This window comes from Brumimicrobium sp. (assembly GCA_023957385.1).
Taxonomy (GTDB): domain Bacteria; phylum Bacteroidota; class Bacteroidia; order Flavobacteriales_D; family Crocinitomicaceae; genus Brumimicrobium.
Window position 1 is genome coordinate 444,037 of the sequence record JAMLGZ010000002.1, and the last position, 23,326, is coordinate 467,362.

Here is a 23,326-nt window from a genome sequence, read left to right on the forward strand (position 1 = left end):
CATGAGATTACTTAGCACGGTTGGACTTATAATTATATTCTTTTTTTCTATTGAGAATACTCTATTCTCTCAACACTTGAATCAAACGGATAAAGGTGGATTTTACTTGTATTGGGGATATAATCGATCAGCTTATACAAAAAGTAGCTTACGTTTGGTGGGGCCGGGTTATGATTTTAGACTGAATGAATTAAAAGCTGAGGATAGGCCGGAAAAGGTTTCGTTAGTATATCTCAATCCCAAAAAAATCACGATACCTCAATTTAACGTGAGAATGGGATATTTCTTTATGGATAAATGGGCCGTTACCTTTGGGTATGATCACATGAAATATATCATGCGTCATCCACAAACTGTAAAGATTAAGGGACATGTTGATCCGGGAGTAAGCACCCTTTGGAATGGAGATTATAATAACCAAGAAACAGAACTTCCATATAATCAAATTCACTATGAAAATTCGGATGGGAATAATTATATTCGTTTTGGTGTAGCTCGTTATTTTGACTTATTATCAGTAGGGGAGAAAAATTGGTTTAGAATCCGAGGAGTGGTTGAAGGAACTGTTGGATTTCTATTACCTTTTAATGATTTAGATTTTGGTGGTAAGAAGAATTTAAAAACAATTTCAGTTTCAGGTTATGGAATTTCCTTACACCCAGGTTTGCGATTAGAATTCTTTAATCACCTATTTTTTGAAGGACATTTTTCAGGAGGTTTTTTGCATCATGTGCGCGTAAGAACTCGTCCGGATGATAAAAGTAGTTTTGCCCGACAAGCCTATGGCTTTATTGAAACTGATTTTGTATTTGGATATACGTGGAGATTTAACCGCAAGAAATATGATGCTTTAAAGACAGGTAATAAAGAAGATGGTGCTTTTTTATAATTTAGGAGAAATAAAATTTATTTTTTATCTTTAACCTATGCTCTCAAAGAAGACGAAATATGGAATTAAAGCACTCACTTATATCTGTAAACAGCAAAGTGAGCATCCTATCTCTATCTTAGAGATTTCGGAAGCAGAAATTATACCCAGAAAATTTCTTGAAGCAATATTGTTAGATCTTAAAAAAGGAAAGATCCTTGGCTCAAGGAAAGGAAAAACAGGAGGATATTACCTGTTGCGCAATGCCTCGGAAATCTATATGAGTGAAGTGATTCGACTTTTAAATGGACCTATTGCTATGGTTCCTTGTGTAAGCTTAAATTTTTACGAGAAGTGCGATGATTGTCCGTATGAAGAAGGTTGCGGTGTTAATAGATTAATGCTGGAAGTAAGAGACAGCGCACTTAAAATATTAGAAGGAAAGAGTCTGGCTCAACTTTGTATGGAAATAAATTCCAATTATTTATCTGTTGATTAATTCGAATTAATTTTAGTTTTTCATTTTTTCTTTTTCGATTATTTCATTAAATTTGCAATTCCTATTAAATTGATAGGATAAATAGAATTTATGATTTTAGATCAAATAATAAATAAACCCAAAACCAAAGTAAAATCTAAGAGTGATGCACCTATCCGCAGTTTTGTAAAGGCTTTATCTTGGAGGGTGTTAGGAACGTTAGATACAATTATTATTTCTTGGATAATTTCGGGAAATTTTACAATTGCTTTCTCCATAGGCTCTTTTGAATTAATCACTAAAACATTTCTTTATTATTTCCATGAACGACTTTGGAATAATATCAAATGGGGGAAAGCAGATTGCTAATATATGAGCAGAAAAGACTATGGATATTCAACAGATAAATAAAGAATTAACAGGGAAAAGTCCTGAGGAAGTTGTTAAATGGGCGATAGCTCAAGCAAAAAACCCTGTAATTACAACTAATTTTCGCCCTTATGAGAGCGCAATTTTACATTTAGTATGTTCAATAGCTCCAGATATTAAAGTAATTTGGTGTGATACAGGGTATAATACACCTGCCACGTATCGTCATGCAAAGCAATTGATAGATACACTCAAACTTAATATTCAATTATATGTTCCTCAGCAAACAACAGGATGGAGGGATGTGGTGTTAGGAATACCCGAAGTGGATACCCCGGCACATAAAATATTTAGCGAAGAGGTTAAGTTGGAACCATTCCGAAGAGCAATGGCTGAGCATCAACCCGACTTTTGGTTTACCAATTTACGTGAAGGACAAACTGCTTTTAGAGATAGCATAGATTTGGTGTCTTTAGGAAATGATGGAGTTATAAAAGTGAGTCCATTTTATCATTTCTCAGATAAAGATTTAGATGTCTATTTGAAAGAGCATCAACTTCCAAATGAAATGAATTACTATGATCCTACCAAAGCATTGGCAAATAGAGAGTGTGGAATTCATGGGTAAAAATTTAAATAGAAAATGAACAACATTGTAAAAAATAATCCATTAGAAGACGAAGCAATTTACATCATACGTGAAGTAGCTGCTCAGTTTGAAAACCCTGCTATTTTGTTTTCAGGAGGTAAAGATTCTATCACGTTGGTACATCTAGCAAAAAAAGCTTTTTATCCGGCTAAGATTCCCTTTCCTTTATTGCATGTGGATACAGGACATAACTTTCCTGAAACAATTGAATTTAGAGATAATTTAGTAAAGGAACTAGGTCTTGATTTACGTGTTGCGTATGTGCAAGATAATATTGATGCAGGAATCGTAAAGGAGGAGTCAGGGAGATATGCAAGTAGAAATGGATTACAAATCGAAACGCTATTAAACGCTATAGAGAAGAATAAATTTGATGCTTGTATAGGTGGGGCAAGAAGAGATGAAGAAAAGGCTAGGGCCAAAGAACGTATATTCTCAGTTCGAGACGACTTTGGAGGTTGGGATGAAAAAAATCAACGCCCTGAAGTATTCGATATGCTCAATGGAAAGATTGATTTTGGACATAATGTGCGTGTTTTCCCTATTTCAAACTGGACGGAATTAGATGTGTGGAGTTATATCCAATCTGAAAATATTCCACTCCCTTCTATCTACTTTGCTCATAAGAGGAAGGTGTTTATGAGAGATAATCTCATTTGGTCAGTAGATGATAATATCGTATTCAGAGAGGCGGAAGAAGAAATATTGGAAAAAACCGTACGCTTTAGAACGGTAGGAGATATGAGTTGTACTGCTGCTGTTGAATCAGATGCTTTTACTATTGATCAGGTAGTAGATGAGATTCGAAATTCTAATATTTCCGAAAGAGGCGCTCGAATAGATGATAAACGTTCTGAGGCCGCTATGGAAAAAAGAAAGCAACAAGGTTATTTTTAAAGGATATTCAAACAACGACAATGATTGAGCAAAAAAATAAAGTATTACGAATCAGTACTGCAGGGAGTGTTGATGATGGAAAATCTACCTTAATTGGAAGAATGTTATATGATACAAACTCATTGAAAGCTGATAAATTAGAGGCAATGCGCCGTAGTAGTGAGCAAAAGGGGAGTGATACACTTGATTTTTCTCTCGCAACAGATGGGTTAGTAGCAGAAAGAGAGCAGGGTATTACCATTGATGTGGCACATATTTATTTTTCTACTGCAAATCGTTCTTATATTATTGCTGATACTCCGGGGCATATCGAATATACTCGAAATATGGTTACGGGAACATCCACATCAGATGTATCAATCATTCTAATTGATGCTAGAAACGGTGTTATAGAACAAACTAAACGACATTTCTTTATCAATAGCCTATTGCGCACTAGGAAGATAATTGTAGCTATCAATAAGATGGATTTGGTAGATTATAATGAAGAAAGGTTTACTAACATTGTTCAAGATTTTAATAAATTAGTTGCTCATTCAAGTTATAAAGAACAAGCTATCATCTTTATTCCTATTAGTGCTAAGTTTGGAGATAATATTACAGAAAAGTCTAGTAATTTTCCTTGGTATAAAGGAGAAACATTAATGCAAGTACTAGAAAATATCCAAATAGATGAAACGGAAGACCATGCTGCTGCTCGCTTCCAAATACAAACGGTGATTCGCCCGCAAACAGATGAATTTCATGATTATCGTGGATATGCTGGGAAATTAAAAGGCGGTGAGATGAGTGTCGGGGATGAGGTGGTTGTGCTACCTTCTGGCACAAACTCAAAAATTAAATCTATTGATTTTTATGATAAACACTATCAGACAGCAAGCCGAGGATCTTCTATTACACTAACTTTGGAGGATGATATCAATGTATCCCGAGGAGATTTAATTGTAAAAGTAAATGAACTGCCACAAGAGGCTAAAGAACTTAAAGCAATTATTTGCTGGATGGATAAAGAACCTCTTATATCAGCAGGAAATTACCTTCTTCAACACGGTGTGAAAATTGTGAAATCTAAGATAGCTTCTATAGATTCAAAATTAGATGAAACATTTACATCTCAAGAAACTAATGTCAATGAATTAAAATTGAATGACCTAGGATTAGTTACAATTAAATTAGCCCAGTCGCTTAATTTTGACGCCTATATTGATAATAAGGAAAATGGTTCTTTTATTTTAATAGATACAAGAAGTAATACTACTGCTGGAGTTGGATTTATTCAATAGTATTTCTTTTCATATATTTTGTTTTTACTATAAGTTTATAGGAAATTGAGTTTTTGTTTTATCAAACAAAAAAAGGTTGTTAAATATTTAACAACCTCTTAGATATACTATCATATGATCTTACAATCCGAATGCAGCCTTTACGCTATCTACTGCATCTAGTTTCTCCCAAGTGAAGAATTCAACTTCAACAGAAGTTTGGTTACCCGCATTGCTGAAAGTAAGTTTCTTTACTTCAGGTTTTCTTCCCATGTGTCCATAAGCTGCGGTTGGACCGTATATTGGATTTCTTAATTTTAATCGTTGTTCAATAGCGTAAGGACGCATATCGAATATTTCTTCAATTTTCTTTGCAATTTCACCATCGGTCATATTAACTTTTGAACTACCATAAGTATTTACATAAATCCCCATGGGTTTTGCTACTCCTATTGCATAAGAAACTTGTACTAATATTTCATCACATACTCCCGCTGCTACCATATTTTTAGCGATATGACGTGTAGCATACGCTGCGGAACGGTCAACTTTAGAAGGGTCTTTCCCAGAAAAAGCTCCTCCTCCATGTGCACCTTTTCCTCCATAGGTATCAACGATAATTTTTCTACCTGTTAAGCCGGTATCTCCGTGTGGTCCTCCAATAACAAACTTCCCTGTAGGATTTATGTGGTAAATGATTTGGTCGTTGAATAATTTCTGTACGTCGGTATTATTTAATTTCTGAATCACACGGGGGATAAGAATCTCTCTCATATCTTTTTGAATCTTTGCCAGCATCTTATTCTCGTCTGCATCAAAATCATCATGTTGTGTAGAAATTACAATGGTATCGATTCTTAAAGGTTTATTGTCGTCACTGTACTCAATAGTTACTTGAGATTTGGCATCTGGACGTAAATAAGTTATATCTTTATTTTCTCTTCGTAACTCTGCTAATTCACGCAAAATTCTATGAGAAAGATCTAGCGCTAATGGCATATAATCTTCGGTTTCATTAGACGCATATCCGAACATCATTCCTTGATCACCTGCACCTTGCTCTTCTAAGTTTGTTTTTTCAACTCCTCTATTGATATCAGCAGATTGTTCATGAATGGCAGAAATAATTCCACATGAGTTATAATCAAATTGATATTCTCCTTTTGTGTAACCAATCTTTTTGATTACGTCTCTTGCGATGTTCTGTACATCTAAATATATTTCAGATTTTACTTCTCCAGCTAGGGTTACTAATCCAGTGGTAACAAGGGTCTCACATGCTACCTTAGCATTTTTATCAAATGCTAAAAAATGATCTATAATTGCATCAGAAATTTGATCTGCCACCTTATCTGGGTGTCCTTCTGATACAGACTCTGAAGTAAATAAATATGCCATGTTTTACTTTTAAAATGTGAAGGCCAAAAATAAGTATTGTTTATGAAATCTCTAAATTATTTCGGGAAATAAAATCAAATTCGTCAAAAAAGCAGTAATCTTGCATTATGACAAGACTTCTTCATATTGAAACAGCTACAAAAGTATGTTCTGTTGCACTCTCAGAAGATGGGAAATTAGTTGACGTTTTGGAAGAATCATCGGGTGAATATATTCACTCTGAGAAGTTAACTATCTTTATTGAGGAAATTTGCAAAAGAAACCACTGGAATCTTCAGGATTTACAAGGGATTGTAGTGACGAGCGGACCTGGATCTTACACAGGACTTCGTATCGGTGTTTCTACTGCTAAAGGACTTTGTTTTGGTTTAGATATTCCACTGATTTCTGTAAACACGCTTGAAAGTATAACGCAATTGGCTTTGATAAAATACCCAGATGCAATCATCTGTGCTATGATAGATGCCCGCAGAATGGAAGTTTTTTCAGGGATATATGATAATCAAATGCGACTTGTTAAGCCCTTGTCAGCCGATATATTAGATGACAATTCATACGCAGAGTTTGAGCCTTTTGTAGTTTGTGGAGATGGTGCTGAAAAGGTGCAAACTCTATGGCCTAATAGAAATATCACAGTGGATATAACAATTTTATCAAGTGCCTCAGGACAAGTGCAAATTGCCTATCAAAAATACCTCAATCAAGAATTTGAAGATGTAGCCTATTTTGAACCGAAATATTTGAAAGATTTTATGGTGACGACAGCTAAATCCAAATTGTAATCCTACTTCTTTACTGTCCTTCATGGATAACCGGTCTCAATATAAAATACCCTGCTAATGAAAACCCCAAAAAAAGAGTTATATCATGCGCATAATAAATCCAAAACTGATCTTCTAATGCCATAAAACTGCCTTTCTGTTTTACAGTTTGAATAATGAAATATAAATGAAGCATCCATCCGGGAAAAAACGAAAATACAGTCCATGAAATAAAAGAGACAAAGGCATTCCGTTTTGCTTCTGTTTCTACTGTATTGTTTCTGTTTAGCACAATAAGTAGGGCAAAGATAACAGCCCCCAATACGATATACATAGTTTTCAAGAAAGCTGGTTTATAATAAAAAAACTGTTCTTTGGTGAATGAGAAGACAATCTGTTCAGATGTCTGATTTACTGTGTAAAGGAAAAGTCCAAATACAATAAATAAAACAACTCCAAGGCGAAATTCTTTTTTAAACAATAGAAAATTCATCTCTTCTAGGTTTTGCGTTTTTTCTTCTTAGCCGCAGGGAAAAGAATATTGTTCAAAATAAGCCGGTATCCAGGAGAGTTTGGATGTAAATTCAAATCAGTTGGATCATCTCCTACACGGTGTTGATAATCCTCTGGGTCGTGACCACCATAGAACGTCCATGTTCCATTTCCAAATTCTCCGTGCATATATTTTACAGTTCCTAAGGACTTTGATTCTCCCATAACTGTAACAGAAGGCTTAATATATTCCTTTACAAAATCGGTTGTTTGGCCATAGAAATTTTTGATAATTTTTGTGTGGTTTTGACAAAGAATGGTAGGAACAATATCCCATTTAGCAGAGAAATCAAATAAGGTGAATATGTCATCGCGTTCAGTAACTGTTCTATGTCTGTCTGTCCCATCAATCGTGGAATATTCATATTCCAATGGGTTTTCCTTAATCTGGTAATTTTGAAAAGCTAATCCGTTATTAAAGTCCATCTTTGATTTATAGTTTGGATCCATGCCATCTCCATCGTACATATATTCACATATATCGGTGTTGTGAGCAGCTAAAGCAATATCAAAACTATCTGTTCCACTACACATGGTAAATAGAAATCCACCTGCAAAAACAAAACTTTTAATGCTTTCTGCTACAGCTAATTTCATGTCAGAAACTTTTTTGAATCCTAAACTCTCAGCACTTGCTTCCATGATAGCTACTTGATTTTGATACCAAGCTGCATTGCGATAGGCCGCGTAAAATTTTCCATATTGACCTGTAAAATCTTCATGGTGTAAGTGTAGCCAATCGTATTTGGAAAGCCCGCCAACTAATACGGTACTGTCATAAATCTTATCATATGGAATCTCAGCATATTCTAGCACCATTGTTACAGCGTCATCCCAAGGTCTTTTATCCAAGGGAGTATATACAGCAATTTTTGGAGCGACATCGAGTTGAACTATCTCTTGATTTACTTCTGGCGCAGAAATATTTCGCTTTATTTCATTTGCCTGACCGTCCGCAATAACTTCGTAGCTAACACCTCGAATAATTAATTCCTTTTCTATGGATTCTAGATTTGGCATTAAGAAAGATCCTCCTCTGTAATTGAGTAGCCATTCAATAGATACATTATGTTCCAAAACAAAGAAGGCAACGCCGTATGCTTTTAAATGATTCTTTTGGCTATTATCCATAGGAATCAAAAGTTGTGAAGCTCTTATATTTCCTATAAAAATAATAACTACAAAGAATACTAAAATATATGGTTGTATTTTTTTCATTTTATTAAACCCGTTTATTAAAACGGATCATCTTCAAATTCATTGCCAGAAGTATTAAAATCATCATCAAAATTAACATCAATATCATCCATTCTACTAGAGCGGATAATAGCTTGAGGCCCTTCTGAATCAAAACTATTACCCATAGGTAGTGTATTAGATGTTTGCAATTCTTCTTCAAAACGATAAGACTCAAAATTCGAAAATCGAGCATATTTTCCAATGAATTGAAGACGAACAGAGCCAGTAGAACCATTTCTGTGTTTTGCTATGATAATATCACCTGTTCCAGTTGTTGGTCCCTTATCATCTTCAGTAAATCCATAGTATTCCCCTCGATAAATAAAAGCAACAATATCGGCATCTTGCTCAATCGCTCCTGATTCCCTCAAGTCAGAAAGAACAGGCTTTTTATCCCCACCTCGCTGTTCTACAGAACGACTTAACTGAGATAATGCAATTACAGGGACATTTAATTCTTTGGCTATTTCTTTAATTGAACGAGAAATCTGAGAAATCTCTTGTTCACGATTTCCAAATGATTTTCCTGTTCCGGAGGTCATTAGTTGTAAATAATCGATGATGATAATCTGTATATCGTGTTTTTGTTTCATCCTACGGCACTTAGCACGTAATTCAAAGATGGAGATACCTGGTGTATCATCAATATAAATAGGAGCTTTGGATAATTTTGCAATTTTCGAATGAATTTGTTGTAATTCGTGATCTGCGATGTTTCCTCTTCTTAATTTTTCAGCATCAACTTCTGTTTCGGAAGCGATTAAACGTTTTACTAATTGGACGCTTGACATCTCAAGAGAAAAGATAGCAACACCCATATTGTACTCAACAGCAGTATTTCTAGCCATGGATAAGACAAAAGCTGTTTTTCCCATACCAGGTCGCGCCGCAATAACAACCATGTCAGAACGTTGCCACCCAGCTGTAATTTTGTCTAAATCTTTAAATCCAGAAGGTACACCAGAAACGCCATCTTTGTTTTTTCTCGCATTCTCAATTTCCTCAATTGCACCCTTCATGGCAGTTTGCATGGTGTCGTAGCTCTTTTTCATGTTGTTTTGAGCAACAGCAAATAATTCTTCCTCAGCTTTTGCTAATATTTCAAAAACGTCTTTGGTTTCATCGTATGATTCGCGAAGTAATTCATTCGATATACCAATAATCTCACGCTGAATGAATTTTTCAATAATAACACGACTATGGTGTTCAATGTGTGCCGAAGAAGCAATCTTGTTTGTGAGTGTAGATAAATAGTAGGCTCCACCTGCAATTTCTAAACTTCCCATTTTGCGCAACTGTTCGGTTACTGTCAATACATCAATAGGAGTAGTAGATTTAAAAAGCTCTGCAATGGCATCAAATATGATTTGGTGCTTTGGGTCGTAGAAGGCATCTTTAGTACGTAAGATATCAATTACATTATTTACAGCCCCACTATCCAACATCATAGCACCTAAAACAGATTGTTCTAAATCAAGTGCTTGTGGTGGAATCTTACCAATATCCGTGGGAGTTAATTTACCCCTCCTAGCTCTGTTTACAGAAATTTTCTCTTCTCTATTTTCTTCGTTTGACATGTTGCAAATATATTTATTTCCTTTTCTATTTTTTTGAAAAAAAGAAAGAAGAAATCTAATTGTGTATAACTTAGTTGTTGTTGATAACTCTATTTTATGCTATCCTTTTATTTTTCTAACTTTTTCGGAATTTACGACTAAAAATTTACTTCCCCAAATTAATTCAATGTGAATATCTCATATAGTTTTATAATTAGGTTTATCCAGTTGTGCATTTAGAATATGATACAGATAGTGATGTCAGCCCTCGATTGCTCGGGGTCTATTTGAAGATTAGTAATTTTATTTATTTTTGTATAAGCACAAAGGGTTAAGGTTTAATTTAGCAAAATGAGAAGAGAAATTCGAAAAACCAATGATGGATTGTGTACGATTTACCTTCCAGATTTGAATGAATGTTACCATTCTACTAATGGTGCCTATCAAGAAGCTATGCATGTGTTTATTGAAAGTGGTTGGAAACGAATTAATCTTGATTCTGTTTCTATCTTAGAAATAGGGTTTGGAACAGGTTTAAATGCAATACTAACACTTATACAAGGGGAAAAAGAAAATAGACATGTAAAGTATGTTGGATTAGAAGCTTTCCCAGTTTCTGATAAGGAAATTAGTCAGTTAGGATATGCTGAATTCCCAAGTATATCATCATATAAGTCTCTATATCTTCAGATGCATGAGAGTGAATGGGGGAAAGAAGTTGGTATTACTCCTTTGTTTCATCTTACTAAAATTAAGCAGAGTTTAGAAATATACGAGCCTCCAATCAACTCTTTTAATTTGGTCTATTTTGATGCTTTTGGACCTAAGGTGCAGCCTGAAATGTGGACAGAGGAAGTATTCCATAAATTGTTTACCTCTCTCCAATCGGGAGGAATTTTGGTAACATATAGTGCCAATGGACAAGTTAGACGCAACCTACAAGCCGTAGGTTTTCATGTAGAACGTATTCCGGGACCTGCTGGAAAAAGAGAAATGCTCAGGGCTACTAAACCTTAAATTTAATATCCAAAAATTTCTTTGAGACTGAGCGTTTTTACTTTTCCTAATTGATTTAATTTCTCTTGATTAATCTTCCCTTCTCCTGCTACAATACAATATGTGAAAGCCTTCTCACTGATTTGTTCTTTATGAAAATCTGTGATATCAGATAGTTCTAAACCAATCAATTTGTCGTAAATCATTTTGCGCACATCATAATTCTGTCCTAATTTATTAGCACGTAAATAATATGTTAGAATATCCTCATCAATAATCCGTTCAGAAGCTAATTGCTTTTGTAAAGCAGATTTAGCATTTTCAAAAGCAGGTTTGGATTGAGGTAATTCAGTTAACAATTCATTCATGCCATCTACAGCTTCCGTGAATTTATCGGCTTGTGTGCCTATATAAGCATAGAATGAATTGCGTTTGATTTTCATATCTGGCGTCGCATAATATGCATAGGTAGAATAAGCTAATGCTTTAGATTCACGAATAGTCTGGAAAACGATAGATTCCATACCTCCACCAAAATATTGATTAAATAGTTGAATCTTTGGAAGTAATTCTTCTTGGTATTTATCCTCATTTCTTATCCAAAAAATCTCTGCTTGAACCATATCAAAGTGAGCAATTAGTACTTGATTCTCATTTTGGTCAATTTGAGGGTAATCCACCTTTGGAGGTAATTGTAAAAATTGTGCAGGGGCTTTGTGGACTTCGTTTAGAGTTTCCACGATTTCTTTTGCTGATTTAGGGCCATAATAAAGTATTTGATGTGGATAATTAGCTAATGTTCTTAAACAAGTAATTAAGTCCTCCGCTTTAATTTTCTTTAATTCATCATTAGAAAGCACTTGGTTAAATGGATTTTTCTCTCCAAACATTGCATAATTACGAAGTCCATACATTATTTGATTCTTGTTTTCCTTTCTATTTTGACGACTTTTTTGAATGCGTTGTATGTATGCTTTAAGTGCTTTTTTATCTGCTAAACAATTGTGTAGGAGCTCATCAAAAAGAGATACTGTTTTTTCGAAATTCTCTTGCAATCCTTCTAAGTAGATTTCTGTAGATTCAGGAGAAACATTTATACTAAATGAGCTCGCTAAATCGTAAAACTCCATACTGATGTCTTCGGGGTTCTTATTCTTAGTGCCTATATAATCAATATATCCAGCTGCAAGTGATAATAATTTATTACTCCAACTTCCAGTTTCGATATGGTAGGTTAGGCTGAAAAGTTCGTTGTTTTCATTCTTTACTGCTAATACTTCATAGTTTCCACTTGTTTCTCTTTGAATATCTTTATTAAAATCAACCCATACAGGTTTGATTTCATTTTCTGGTATGGAAGCAACATATTTTACAAATTCAGACTGATCTTCTCGATTTACAGTAACAGGCGTTATAGCAGGCTTTTCGACCTTAACCACATTATTGTCTTCTCCCTTTCGCTTATAAATTACAACATAATTCTCTTTGAAATAACGATTGGCAAAATCTACAATATCTTGTTTGGAGATTTTGCTTAATCGCTCAATCATGTTTATACGATCTAACCAATCTGTGCCTAAAACGAAATTATCCATGAGTTGGTAAGCTCTATCACCGTAATCTTCCTCAGCATAAATCATTTCTTTTTTTGCGTTATTAATAATAGAAGTAATGATATCTTCAGAAAAATTTCCTGATTTTAACTTATTGATTTCATTTAATAGAAGGTCTTTTACTTTTTCTAGACTTTGCCCTTCAGTGGGATTACCTCCTAATAGCAGAGTGCTATAATCTTTCATGACATAGGGATAAGCATAGGCACTTAATAGCTTTTGTTTTCCAATTAAATTCAAATCAATGAGTCCAGCTGAACCATTGGTTAGTATAGACCCCACCAATTCAAGTAGTTGTGCATCTTTGGTAGCTGCGCCTGGTAATCGGTAACCCAATAAAATTCGTTCAGGCTGTGGTCCCCATACTTCAGAAACTATAGGGGCTGCTGTTTCCTGTTCAGGCTCGAAGGTATAAACTGGAAGTTCTTTTGGTTCCATATAACCAAATGCTTTATCAATTTTTTGGATTACCTCATCCGGATTGAAGTCTCCAGACATAATAATCCCCATATTGTTAGGGACATAATATGTATTAAAATATTTCCTAATTTCAACTAAGGAAGGATTCTTGAGGTGCTCTATTGTTCCAATAGTAGTTTGTCTTCCGTAATTATTGTTTTGAAAGAGAAGTCGAAACATTTCTTCAAAAACTTTATTTCCATCATCGTCTAAACCTCTATTCTTTTCTTCATAAACAGCTTCTAATTCAGTATGAAAGATTCGAAAGACAGGGTTTCTAAATCGTTCTGCCTGAACAGCCAGATATTTATCTATTACATTGCTGGGAATATCTTCGGTATAAACAGTTTCTTCTACAGAAGTAAAAGCATTTGTTCCTTCAGCCCCCATTGCAGCCATCATTTTATCGTATTCATTTGCAATGGCATATTTTGCTGCTTCTCCTGAAGTTTTATCGATTTCTGCATAGATTCGTTTTCTTTCTTCTATATCTGTGGTTGTATTATATTGTTCATATAATCGTTCTATTTCATCTAATAAGGGCTTTTCCTGCGCATAATCTAAAGAACCGAATTTATCAGTGCCTTTAAACAACATGTGTTCTAGATAGTGAGCTAAGCCTGTATGTGTAGCAGGGTCAGTTTTACTTCCAGCTTTGACTGCAATGTATGTTTGAATGCGTGGTACTTTATTAGAAGGACTTAATATGACTGTCAAACCGTTTGAAAGTCTATAAAATCGTGTGTGCGTAGGGTCATTTGTAATGTATTTATAAGCATACCCATTGGCATTGCCATCTTCCCATGTTTTAATTTGATTATCAGCTTTCTGAGAAATGCTAAAAGCAGAAGATATTAATACAACTAGTAAAGTAATTAATACGTATTTAAATTTATTTTTAATCATTATCCAACTTTTTTTTGAATGTTAAAGTTATATCTTTTTGGAAAACATTTGCTCATTTATCATTTATAAATAATCTTTTTTAATTATACTTGTACGTTTACTAATTAACATTAAACAATAAAATGACCGAAAAAGAACAAGTGGAATTTATCAATTTTGGACGTATCTGTTGGAGGAATAGACGTTTATTACTAATTACTAGTTTTGTTTCGGCAATTATGGGAGTTGTTATATCTTTTCTTTTGCCTGTTATCTATCGCTCAACTGCTACAGTATATCCAGCTGCAATTACTTTAGTTGAATCAACAGATGCTATTTATAATCATGGAAACATTGATGAATTTGGAGATATTGAACAAGCAGAACAACTTCTAGAATTGGCAAGTTCTAATGATTTTCATGAACGTGTGATTCAACAAATGGAACTTTATAACCATTACGAAATTAAACCTGATTCTCCCAAGGCAAAGTTTAAGATGGATGAGATGTATAATGATTTAATCCGTGTGAGTAGAAGTAAATTTAGTGCAATTAAGATTACTGTATTTGATAAAAGTCCAGAAAAAGCAGCTAAAATAGCTGGATTTATTGTAAATGACTTGAATGATTTTAGAGCCCAAATAATACGAAATAGAATTCAACAAAATTTAGCTGTTTTAAATCATTTTAAGGATAGTTTGTTAGAAAATCGACAAATGATTGCGGATAGTATGTTAAAGTTTAAAGCTTTTGGAGTTGTAAGTAGAGTTGAACGAGCAGGGTTGTTACAAGCGGTTGATTCATACAAAGCAAATGATCCAAGTATCCAAGACATTCTTAAAGCAAATATACAATATGGCTCCGCTTATGATGAATTGGATATTAATTATAATTTTCAAACTGACATGATTAATCATGTGAATAAGGTTCGATTACAATGGGAAACTTCTAGTGCTAAGACAGTTTCTCATCAATTTATTGTTGAGCATCCACAAGTGGCAGATAAAAAATATTCTCCTAAAAGATTGTTAGTGGTTCTTGGAGTAATAGCAGTTACCTTGTTCTTACTTGTTTTCTATTTATATCTCAAAGAAAATTGGACTAAGTACAAGGCTAAATTAGAAGCATGAATTTTCTAAGTACAAAACCCTCTTTAAAATGGAAGGGAATTCTGGAGGTATTCCTTATTTGTACTATTGTCTTTTGTTTATTTATGATGCCATTAAATTGGGCATTGGGTATTGGCGGTATAATTCTTTTGTTTATCTTACTATTCTTTTTGACTTTTCAAACTGAAAAGATATGGTGGGTAATTCTGTTTTTAACCCCTCTTTCTATTGAACTAGAAAGTGTTTATGAAGGACCTATAAATTTTTATTTTCCCACAGAACCTTTGCTGGCCTGTGTGTTGATTCTTTTCTTGTTTTCATTTCCAAAATTGCCTTTTAAGAGAGAATTCTTTGCGCATCCAATTATTACATTAATCTTGATTTATTACTTCTGGATTGGTATCTCAGTTGCAAATTCTACAGATATTTTAATTAGTCTCAAGAAATATCTATCTCATTTGTGGTTTATAGTACCTATTCTTGTCTTGGGAGGAATCATTCTTCAGTCTAAATCAAACCGCATAAGGTTCTTTAATTTGTATATATTTAGTTTTTCCTTAGTTGTTATCTATACTTTATTTAACCTCATCTTACTTAACTTCCCAGTTAAAGAATCACAATTTGTAATGCAACCATTTCTGAAAGATCATACGATCTTGGGTGCGGTGCTAGGACTTACAATTCCCTATATTTATTCCAAATTCTTCCAGCGTGATATATCTGTGCCTAAACGAATTCTGTGGGGAAGTTTGGTTGTAATATATACCTTAGTTCTCATATTTACGTATTCACGTGCTGCTTTACTTTCATTAATTATTGCGCTACTACTTTATGTTTTTATTGCGCTTCGGATTCAGTTTAAACATTTGTTATTAGGAATGCTATTAATTCTATGTGTAGGACTAATATTTCAGGATGCAATATTAGACACACTTAAATCAAACAAATCTGAGTCTAGTGGAGATGTGATTGAAAATGTTGAGTCCATGAGTAATGTATCTTCTGATGCAAGTAATGTAGAGCGGATTAATCGTTGGAATTCGGCGCTTGCCATGTCTAAAGAAAAACCACTTTTTGGGTGGGGATTAGGGACTTATCAGTTTGAATATGCACCGTTTCAAGAGTCAAAAAACTTAACTATCATTAGTACAAACTTTGGCGATGTAGGAAATGCACACTCTGAATATTTAGGTACATTGGCAGAAAATGGTTGGCCTGCAATGATTTTATTAATCCTTTTTATTTTAACTACTATTGGAGTTGGATATCAAACGGTATTAATGATGCCTCGTGGAGTTGATAGATTGATTTTACTTTCTGCTTTGCTTGGGTTTACAGCCTATTTTGTGCATGGAGTACTCAATAATTTCTTAGATTCGGATAAAATTGCTGTATTAGTTTGGGGTTTCACAGTAATTATTGTTCATTATCACATAGATTCTAAACGTAGTCAAGAAATCATCTCTCACTAAATAGACGTTGATTTAGACAGGAAAATGTACGTATCTTTTTGAAATAATAATTCCACAGCAAAGAGCCTTTAAATAACCCTGATTTATTGTACGATTTTGTTGTAATTACAAGTGCTTTTCTTTTTCGTTGAAGTTTACCCAAATCTCTGTAATAGTGGAAGTGAGCTTTTAAGATTGCAATAACATGATTGAATTGACCGGACAGTAAGAATTTTATCCCAGCTAAGCCATCTAAGCATAAACGATAACATACTTTAAAAAAGAGAAGTCTCTCATGATTCTTATGTATCATGTATAAGCTATTTCTAAAATTGAGGTAGGTTTTGCGTGGACTTCCATAAGCTAAGGTTCCGCCTCCCACATGGTATATTACTGATGCTGGGTTAACATAAAAAGTATATCCTTGTCTTTTTGCTCTCCAACAAAAATCAATTTCTTCCATGTGTGCAAAGAAATCTTCATCAAAACCTTTTAATGAATGAAAGATGTTGGCGCGCACTGCCATACATGCCCCTGAAACCCAAAAGACCTCTGTTTCTGAATCGTATTGTCCAGTGTCCTTTTCTACGACATCAAACATGCGTCCTCTACAAAAAGGGTAGTAGTTTTTATCCATATACCCACCACAGGCACCTGCATATTCAAATGTATCTTTTTGTTTATAAGATAAAATCTTCGGTTGAACTCCTACAATTGAATCATTACTATCCATTAACGTGATAAGAGGTGATAGCCATCCAGAAGTCACTTCTACATCTGAATTAATCAATACATAATACTTAAATCTTCCGTTTAATAGATTCAAGCCATCATTATAACCCTTGGCAAAACCTCCATTAAAAGAATTTATAATGACTTCCACCTCTGGATGATTTTCATGAAGATATAAGGTGCTCTCATCTGTAGATTGATTGTCAATTACAATTATTTTAGCTTCTGGAGTGAATTGTATCAATGTAGGTAAGAACTGCTTTAAAAAAGCAACTCCATTCCAGTTTAAAATGACTACAGCTGTTTCCAAAGGTAAGATTTAGTAACTGTTGTAATAGCGCGATGAGTTTCCTCCAAAGTGTTCTATTCCTCCCCCGGTTGGATCGTCTAAGTTTTGATCAGGAGTATTACGCTTATTTAAAGCATATTTCCAGCGATAATTCTGAACTTCTCCAATCATATCACTATGCAATAAACGATATTCATTGTTTAGGTTATTCGGGCAGTAGAATACAAACCTCTTATTCGAGTATTGATTGATTTTATCATATTGCCAAATCTCGTATGGATACTCAGAAGGAGAAGATGGGTTTTCTATGATGCTATTTGGTGAGCCGTATTGTAGATATACGCGACCTCTGTCTGTTTCAAATCCTACTTGGTAATTTGTGGCGTATAGGCGTTGAACAAGTTGAACCTGCGATTTGTATTTTATCCAAGATTCAAACGCGTTGGTTGGAGCAATCTGTTTCCAAAATGCCTGTAAATATTTAAAACTTTTCTCCCTATCCTTTGATTTCAATACACTTAGAATATTCTTTACCTCAGCTTGTCTCGAAATAGGGATAAGACTAGCCACATAATAATTTACTGAATCCATAGGAACACTCTCAGCAAAAGCAGGATCGAGTATGATATTTTGATATGCTAGTTCATTTATTTCATCCGAATTGTTACGGTCAAAGTTGTAAGAAGTCGTAGCCAACACCTTGTTTTCTTTATCGAGTAAGTTCAATTCTAAAGTGTATGCACCTGTCGGAAGTTCTCTAATATCAACAATTTTGGCAATTGGACGAAGTGGGAGAGGGGCAAATTTGAAAATACGTGTGTATTTATTCCAATCCAATTTATTATCTCTTCCAACTATCTTTTGCTCAAGTATTACTGAGTCTTGTTTTAATTTTTGCGTATTATATATTTCTACATAGTAAAGAAGATTCTCCAATTCTGTTGGGTAATAATTATTGACGATAGGAATCACATCATATCCTGCTTTTGTAAATAAATTCTGCTTCTCAGATGTATTCACTCGGATGATTTCAGCAGGAATAACTGAAGAAAAACTCACCTCCGAAAAGTCGCGAATCACAATTTCCTTTTGAACACCAAGTGCCTCTTTTTTTGAATTCACGTCATTTACTATTAGCTCGTAATTGTATTTTCCTGGGTGTAAAATATATTTCTGAATATCATAAAAGTTCATGAAAATACTATCTACTACTGTTGGACTGTTTAATTGATACTTATCGGCCATTATGATTTTCCCATCTTGTTCAAATATTTGAGTAATCTCTAACTGCCCCTTTAAGCTGTCTCCTGATTGTATGTATTCTAATGATCTTCCGTCAAAAGTCATTTGGATCTCAATATAGCTTCCCTGTTCTGGAGCATATAGTTGATTTTCCTTAAGATATACTTTTAAATGCTGACTTTGGGAAAAACCAGATAAAACAGTTGCAAATGCTATTATCAATAAAAACCCTTGTTTCAACATATTTATTTATTCAGAAATGAGTACAAATTTAGGGATTTATTGGTAGATGGCAAAAAAAATAACATGCATTGATGGAATTCTACATAACCAGCTAAAATTCAATGTGATAGGAAGAGAGTATAAAATTATTTCATTTTTTACTTGTCATAAATAATTCTATTACTATTTTTGCAGCGGAGAAATGGCAGAGCGGTTGAATGCACCGGTCTTGAAAACCGGCGTACCGAAAGGTATCGGGGGTTCGAATCCCTCTTTCTCCGCTGAAGGTCTTAGTTGAAAAGCTAAGACTTTTTTTATTTCTAATAGCTTATATTTGGAAGAAGACTAGAGGGATGAGAACCCTCGGGTTCGTGCCGTAGCGAAGCGAAGACTAGCGGAGCTAATCCCTCTTTCTCCGCTGAAAGTCTTAGTTGAAAAGCTAAGACTTTTTTTGTTTCTAATAACTTATGTTTGAAATAAAACTAGAGGGATGAGAACCCCCGGGTTCGTGCCGTAGCGAAGCGAAGACCAGCGGAGCTAATCCCTCTTTCTCCGCTGAAAGTCTTGGTTGAAAAACTAAGACTTTTTTGTGTTTTAACCGAAAAGGGCGCAAAGATTTGGCGCAAAGGGTGTGGAAGTTTTTTCAGGGCTTGAAGTCTCTTTCTTTGTGAATGACTTTTACACTTTTTAGTGTAAATCGATTTTATGACTAGACAAGTAGAAATAGTGTTTAAACTGTTTCCACCTTATCTTTGAGACAGCTCATAGCTTTTTCTACCATTTTTTTAGAGCCGACGAAATAGCCACAACGTTGATGTAAACGATTTGGTTCAATTTCTAAAACTCTACGATAACCATCTGTGGCTAGAGCTCCTGCCTGCTCAGCAATAAAAGCAAGCGGATTGCATTCATATAATAATCGTAATCTACCTTCTTTATGATTATTAGTTGTGGGATAAACATAAATACCACCTTTAATTAAGTTTCTGTGAAAATCTGCCACTAAAGAGCCGATATATCTACCAGAGTAAGGTCTTCCGGTGCTTGAGTCATCTTCTCTACAATATTGCACATAATCTTTTAAACCTGGGTCGCAACGATCCAAATTCCCCTCATTAATAGAGTAAACTCTGCCTGTGTCAGGAGATTTTAAATCAGGGTGTGATAAGCAAAATTCTCCAATAGAAGGATCTAAAGTAAATCCATTAACACCTTTTCCAGTAGTATAAACCAACATAGTTGAGGAGCCGTATAAAACATACCCCGCTGCTACTTGTTCTGTTCCTTTTTGTAAGAAATCTTCTTTCGTTGCCAATGTACCCTGAGGTGAAAGTCTTCTGTAAATTGAAAAAATTGTACCAATTGAAACATTAACATCAATATTAGAAGAACCATCTAATGGATCAAACAATACTACATATTTACCATTCTTTGATAGTTCATTGTCAAAAGCCACAAAATCATCATTCTCTTCTGAGGCAATTCCGCAAACTTCACCACCATTCTTAAATGCACGAATCATAGTTTCATCTGCAATGACGTCTAGTTTCTGTTGCGCCTCTCCTTGCACATTAATTTCTCCCTTTGCACCTAAAATATCTACTAATCCAGCTCGATTTACATCTCGGTTGATGATTTTAGCAGCTACAACGATATCGTTCAGTAGGTTGGATAACTCTCCAGTAGCAAATGGGAAATCTTTCTGTTTGTTTAAGATAAAATTGTTTAAGGTGACGATTTTTGACATGACTCATATTTTGTTATGCAAATATCGTGATTTCTATTCAAAAGACAACCTTTTTACTAATTGAAAATTGAATATTCTTCCCAATAATGTCAGTATTACTACCGATAACTAATGGTGCTCAACTTTAATGAAGAGTCACTTTCTACTAACTAGGCTCTAATTTGTTTAAAGTCTTGTCGTGGTTCAAAATCATTAATCTCAATATTATCCCAACCTCTTTTAGTAAAATCTAGTGTGTATAAATTTCCATCTGTAGTTGCATAATTATCAAAGTCTTCACTTAAATCGAGGGATATCCCATAACTATTTAAACGAGCTAGTAATAAATTTAAATCTGTAAGACCTAGCATCAAAACTGTTTCGATTAATACTTTATCTTGAATATATTGAACTTCTACCTCTGCTTTTCTAGTTTTTTCTTCTAGTTGGATATACTGTATTGTCATGTTGTTAAATGAATTTGTCATAACCGTAATTTTTAATGTACATGACAAACTTATGGAGGCAGAACGTAAACTATTTACGTTGTGGAATTTTTTCAAGAGATCTTTCTTATTTAAATAATAAATCAGCTATTGATGCGGTTAATTTTTCTCTATCCCCTTCAATTTTAGAGGTTTGTGTATTGCAAAGGATTACAATAACTGTATTTCTGTTACTATACATACGTATATACGAACGTGCACCTAGTTGATCTCCGGATTTTCCAAACCATTTTCCATAATCACTGGTTCCTGTATCCCAACCTTGAGCATAGGATGTTCCGTTTGGAGGTGTGAGCATTTCCTCCATACAATCTGGAGTTAAAAAACGGTGATTCAGCATGGCTATACCAAAACGAGTCAAATCATAGACGCTAGCCTCCATACCTCCACCTCCAAATTTCCACGTGATATCATCAGGAGTAGCCTTTTTAAAAGTTTTATCAGCAGATTTATAAGTATATAAAGCAGAGCGTTCATCTACTTTACTATTTGGCTTTTGGCAGTTTAATGTAGGAAATCCATACGGGTTGCTAATTAAATCACGTAGTTGTTTATCAATGGATTTACCTGTTAGTTTTTCGATTGCGGCTGCTGCAATGGTATATCCATGTGTGGAATAATAAAATCCAGAGCCTGGCACTAATGGGTCATTCATAAATGCTTTGGTTGCTTGCCAAGCAGTCACATTTCGCAATTTATATACCGTGTCGTTTGTTACGTAATGTCTTACGTGTGATTGACAATTCAATAATTCTTCAAAACTATAGCGGTGATGTGCAGGTAAATCCAACATGGTTAGGATGGTATCTTGAATTGGAAAATATTTTTTTTCGTGTAACATGAAAGAGAGTGTCCCAGTCATTGCTTTTGAGATGGATGCTAAACGATATACAGTTCGTGAGTGAGTTACCTTATTCAATTCTTTATCTGCATAACCAAATCCTCTTTGATAGACTATCTTTCCATCACGTGCAATAGCAACAGACATACCCTGCGTAGGTTTTTTTTCCATATATTGCAGAACCAATTTTTCAATTTCTTGCTGGCTTCTGAAGTGTATCAAACTCAAATCGTTCTGCACCCATATTCCTAAATATCGTGTTCCACTACTAGTTGGGTAGATGTCAACTTTTTCGAGTCTGTATCCTTTGTCTCTTAATAATACACGTTTATTTAAAAAGTCGTCTCCAGTCATATTCCTAGACTCTAACCAATTCTTGATACCGTCTCTTACCCATAGACAGGCGTAGTATTGCTGATTTTTTATAGAATAGCTATTGCACTCTTGCAAGCGATAACCATCTTTCTTTCTAGCTTCGAGATGTGCAGCAAAATCTTGAGCTCTTAAAGCAACGCTATATATTGATTTAATATTTGATTCCCTGCGAACATACACACCTGAGTAATATACAATTCCATTGATAATGTATGCGTCCATGTCCACTAGAATATAGCCACGCTCAATATTTTCTTTGTAGGATTTTTCAAATCGGTCGGCTGTTAGATTACGGTAACTTGTCCAGCGTTTATTGTCTTTGACCCAGATAGCACCATAATATTGTTTCCCTTTATATGTGTAACTGCGCTGTTTTGAAGGTCTATATCCTTTATCACGCATTTCAGTCCATTTGGTTTTAAAATCTTTATCTAACAATTGCGTATGTACTGTCCAATCATATTTCTCCGTATTTTCTCGCATTACAATTGTATAAGATAGATCATTTCCTCCAAATATTTTTATATCAATTGGACGATATCCCTTCTTCCTATATTCGATTAGTTTGGCATTATATGTTTGTGGAGACATTCCTCTATAAAAGATTGAAGAACGATAATCAGCAGGTGTGTCCATTTGTGCATATAAATATCTGTCACAATCTAAAAAGAAGAAACCCAATAGGATAGGAAGAAATCGCACGTACTTTAGCCACATAATCTTATGGGTTTGTTTTTGTAAATTTAGGGCAAAAGTATATAAAGTAAGAGGTCATTATTCTTAAAAATGATTTTTTTTTTAGATGCTATAATCTAATTCTATTTTAAATTGTTAAAAGATTAATAGAAAAA

At 34.4% G+C, this 23,326-nt stretch carries 20 protein-coding genes and 1 tRNA gene; 11 read left to right on the forward strand and 10 right to left on the reverse strand.

Features of this window, described 5'->3' with window-relative positions:
- Window position 1 precedes the first annotated feature (1 nt).
- The 6 genes from M9897_13115 to M9897_13140 all read left to right on the forward strand — a co-directional run bounded on the left by M9897_13115 (window position 2) and on the right by M9897_13140 (window position 4,544).
- Complete coding sequence (locus M9897_13115) at window positions 2–889, forward strand: hypothetical protein (protein ID MCO5269827.1); 888 nt, start codon at window positions 2–4, stop codon at window positions 887–889.
- A gap of 37 nt (window positions 890–926) precedes the next feature.
- Window positions 927–1,367: an Rrf2 family transcriptional regulator gene (locus M9897_13120; GenBank protein ID MCO5269828.1), complete on the forward strand. Its 441-nt coding sequence runs from the start codon at window positions 927–929 to the stop codon at window positions 1,365–1,367.
- A 90-nt stretch (window positions 1,368–1,457) separates the two neighbouring features.
- Window positions 1,458–1,715 carry a DUF2061 domain-containing protein gene (locus M9897_13125; protein MCO5269829.1) on the forward strand — a complete coding sequence of 86 codons (258 nt, stop codon included), beginning with the start codon at window positions 1,458–1,460 and terminating at the stop codon, window positions 1,713–1,715.
- A 19-nt stretch (window positions 1,716–1,734) separates the two neighbouring features.
- Entirely contained in the window at window positions 1,735–2,343 is a 609-nt protein-coding gene (locus M9897_13130; protein ID MCO5269830.1) for a phosphoadenosine phosphosulfate reductase family protein, read from the forward strand.
- A gap of 15 nt (window positions 2,344–2,358) precedes the next feature.
- Window positions 2,359–3,261 (forward strand): sulfate adenylyltransferase subunit CysD, encoded by a 903-nt coding sequence (cysD, locus tag M9897_13135; GenBank protein ID MCO5269831.1) that lies wholly within the window; start codon window positions 2,359–2,361, stop codon window positions 3,259–3,261.
- A gap of 20 nt (window positions 3,262–3,281) precedes the next feature.
- Window positions 3,282–4,544, forward strand: a complete 1,263-nt coding sequence (locus M9897_13140; GenBank protein ID MCO5269832.1) for a GTP-binding protein — start codon at window positions 3,282–3,284, stop codon at window positions 4,542–4,544.
- Between the two features lie 120 nt (window positions 4,545–4,664).
- On the opposite strand, the gene metK is transcribed toward M9897_13140, so the two are convergent.
- Window positions 4,665–5,921, reverse strand: a complete 1,257-nt coding sequence (gene metK, locus M9897_13145; protein MCO5269833.1) for a methionine adenosyltransferase — start codon at window positions 5,919–5,921, stop codon at window positions 4,665–4,667.
- A gap of 107 nt (window positions 5,922–6,028) precedes the next feature.
- Between metK and tsaB the strand changes: the two genes are divergently transcribed.
- Window positions 6,029–6,703: a tRNA (adenosine(37)-N6)-threonylcarbamoyltransferase complex dimerization subunit type 1 TsaB gene (tsaB, locus tag M9897_13150; GenBank protein MCO5269834.1), complete on the forward strand. Its 675-nt coding sequence runs from the start codon at window positions 6,029–6,031 to the stop codon at window positions 6,701–6,703.
- Between the two features lie 10 nt (window positions 6,704–6,713).
- Here the strand turns inward: tsaB and M9897_13155 are convergent, their stop codons facing one another.
- Genes M9897_13155 through dnaB form a run of 3 tightly spaced genes read right to left on the reverse strand, consistent with a single transcriptional unit; the run spans window position 6,714 to window position 10,050 of the window.
- Window positions 6,714–7,175 carry a hypothetical protein gene (locus tag M9897_13155; protein MCO5269835.1) on the reverse strand — a complete coding sequence of 154 codons (462 nt, stop codon included), beginning with the start codon at window positions 7,173–7,175 and terminating at the stop codon, window positions 6,714–6,716.
- 5 nt (window positions 7,176–7,180) lie between these two features.
- Entirely contained in the window at window positions 7,181–8,452 is a 1,272-nt protein-coding gene (locus M9897_13160) for an asparagine synthetase B (protein MCO5269836.1), read from the reverse strand.
- A 17-nt stretch (window positions 8,453–8,469) separates the two neighbouring features.
- Window positions 8,470–10,050: a replicative DNA helicase gene (dnaB, locus tag M9897_13165; GenBank protein MCO5269837.1), complete on the reverse strand. Its 1,581-nt coding sequence runs from the start codon at window positions 10,048–10,050 to the stop codon at window positions 8,470–8,472.
- A gap of 330 nt (window positions 10,051–10,380) precedes the next feature.
- Between dnaB and mnmD the strand changes: the two genes are divergently transcribed.
- Window positions 10,381–11,046 carry a tRNA (5-methylaminomethyl-2-thiouridine)(34)-methyltransferase MnmD gene (mnmD, locus tag M9897_13170; GenBank protein ID MCO5269838.1) on the forward strand — a complete coding sequence of 222 codons (666 nt, stop codon included), beginning with the start codon at window positions 10,381–10,383 and terminating at the stop codon, window positions 11,044–11,046.
- A 2-nt stretch (window positions 11,047–11,048) separates the two neighbouring features.
- On the opposite strand, the gene M9897_13175 is transcribed toward mnmD, so the two are convergent.
- Entirely contained in the window at window positions 11,049–14,003 is a 2,955-nt protein-coding gene (locus tag M9897_13175; protein MCO5269839.1) for an insulinase family protein, read from the reverse strand.
- 122 nt (window positions 14,004–14,125) lie between these two features.
- On the opposite strand from M9897_13175, the gene M9897_13180 reads away from it, so the two are divergent.
- Window positions 14,126–15,112: a Wzz/FepE/Etk N-terminal domain-containing protein gene (locus M9897_13180; GenBank protein MCO5269840.1), complete on the forward strand. Its 987-nt coding sequence runs from the start codon at window positions 14,126–14,128 to the stop codon at window positions 15,110–15,112.
- Complete coding sequence (locus tag M9897_13185) at window positions 15,109–16,563, forward strand: O-antigen ligase family protein (GenBank protein MCO5269841.1); 1,455 nt, start codon at window positions 15,109–15,111, stop codon at window positions 16,561–16,563. Before M9897_13180 ends, M9897_13185 begins: the two co-directional genes overlap by 4 nt.
- Here M9897_13185 and M9897_13190 read toward each other — a convergent pair.
- Window positions 16,550–17,584 carry a glycosyltransferase family 2 protein gene (locus M9897_13190; protein ID MCO5269842.1) on the reverse strand — a complete coding sequence of 345 codons (1,035 nt, stop codon included), beginning with the start codon at window positions 17,582–17,584 and terminating at the stop codon, window positions 16,550–16,552. The genes M9897_13185 and M9897_13190 overlap by 14 nt on opposite strands.
- A 9-nt stretch (window positions 17,585–17,593) precedes the next feature.
- A complete protein-coding gene (locus tag M9897_13195; GenBank protein ID MCO5269843.1) occupies window positions 17,594–19,048 on the reverse strand; it encodes a GWxTD domain-containing protein in 1,455 nt (484 codons plus the stop codon).
- Between the two features lie 175 nt (window positions 19,049–19,223).
- On the opposite strand from M9897_13195, the gene M9897_13200 reads away from it, so the two are divergent.
- A tRNA-Ser gene (locus M9897_13200) sits at window positions 19,224–19,308 on the forward strand.
- 449 nt (window positions 19,309–19,757) lie between these two features.
- Here the strand turns inward: M9897_13200 and fbp are convergent.
- The 3 genes from fbp to M9897_13215 form a co-directional block, all read right to left on the reverse strand.
- On the reverse strand, window positions 19,758–20,774 hold the full coding sequence (gene fbp / locus M9897_13205) for a class 1 fructose-bisphosphatase (GenBank protein ID MCO5269844.1): 1,017 nt from the start codon (window positions 20,772–20,774) through the stop codon (window positions 19,758–19,760).
- Between the two features lie 149 nt (window positions 20,775–20,923).
- The gene (locus M9897_13210; protein ID MCO5269845.1) at window positions 20,924–21,241 is read right to left on the reverse strand and encodes a hypothetical protein; all 318 of its coding nucleotides are present in this window, start codon (window positions 21,239–21,241) and stop codon (window positions 20,924–20,926) included.
- Between the two features lie 85 nt (window positions 21,242–21,326).
- Window positions 21,327–23,192 (reverse strand): serine hydrolase, encoded by a 1,866-nt coding sequence (locus tag M9897_13215; protein MCO5269846.1) that lies wholly within the window; start codon window positions 23,190–23,192, stop codon window positions 21,327–21,329.
- Window positions 23,193–23,326 lie beyond the last annotated feature (134 nt).

Excerpts from the sequence above, each read along its gene's own strand:
- M9897_13215 (MCO5269846.1), bottom strand. The coding sequence starts at position 23,192 with ATGTGGCTAAAGTACGTGCGATTTCTTCCTATCCTATTGGGTTTCTTC.
- M9897_13180 (MCO5269840.1), top strand. The coding sequence starts at position 14,126 with ATGACCGAAAAAGAACAAGTGGAATTTATCAATTTTGGACGTATCTGT.
- tsaB (MCO5269834.1), top strand. The coding sequence starts at position 6,029 with ATGACAAGACTTCTTCATATTGAAACAGCTACAAAAGTATGTTCTGTT.
- mnmD (MCO5269838.1), top strand. The coding sequence starts at position 10,381 with ATGAGAAGAGAAATTCGAAAAACCAATGATGGATTGTGTACGATTTAC.
- cysD (MCO5269831.1), top strand. The coding sequence starts at position 2,359 with ATGAACAACATTGTAAAAAATAATCCATTAGAAGACGAAGCAATTTAC.
- M9897_13185 (MCO5269841.1), top strand. The coding sequence starts at position 15,109 with ATGAATTTTCTAAGTACAAAACCCTCTTTAAAATGGAAGGGAATTCTG.
- metK (MCO5269833.1), bottom strand. The coding sequence starts at position 5,921 with ATGGCATATTTATTTACTTCAGAGTCTGTATCAGAAGGACACCCAGAT.
- M9897_13210 (MCO5269845.1), bottom strand. The coding sequence starts at position 21,241 with ATGACAAATTCATTTAACAACATGACAATACAGTATATCCAACTAGAA.
- M9897_13175 (MCO5269839.1), bottom strand. The coding sequence starts at position 14,003 with ATGATTAAAAATAAATTTAAATACGTATTAATTACTTTACTAGTTGTA.
- fbp (MCO5269844.1), bottom strand. The coding sequence starts at position 20,774 with ATGTCAAAAATCGTCACCTTAAACAATTTTATCTTAAACAAACAGAAA.
- M9897_13195 (MCO5269843.1), bottom strand. The coding sequence starts at position 19,048 with ATGTTGAAACAAGGGTTTTTATTGATAATAGCATTTGCAACTGTTTTA.
- M9897_13125 (MCO5269829.1), top strand. The coding sequence starts at position 1,458 with ATGATTTTAGATCAAATAATAAATAAACCCAAAACCAAAGTAAAATCT.
- M9897_13155 (MCO5269835.1), bottom strand. The coding sequence starts at position 7,175 with ATGAATTTTCTATTGTTTAAAAAAGAATTTCGCCTTGGAGTTGTTTTA.
- M9897_13115 (MCO5269827.1), top strand. The coding sequence starts at position 2 with ATGAGATTACTTAGCACGGTTGGACTTATAATTATATTCTTTTTTTCT.
- M9897_13160 (MCO5269836.1), bottom strand. The coding sequence starts at position 8,452 with ATGAAAAAAATACAACCATATATTTTAGTATTCTTTGTAGTTATTATT.
- dnaB (MCO5269837.1), bottom strand. The coding sequence starts at position 10,050 with ATGTCAAACGAAGAAAATAGAGAAGAGAAAATTTCTGTAAACAGAGCT.
- M9897_13130 (MCO5269830.1), top strand. The coding sequence starts at position 1,735 with ATGGATATTCAACAGATAAATAAAGAATTAACAGGGAAAAGTCCTGAG.
- M9897_13140 (MCO5269832.1), top strand. The coding sequence starts at position 3,282 with ATGATTGAGCAAAAAAATAAAGTATTACGAATCAGTACTGCAGGGAGT.
- M9897_13120 (MCO5269828.1), top strand. The coding sequence starts at position 927 with ATGCTCTCAAAGAAGACGAAATATGGAATTAAAGCACTCACTTATATC.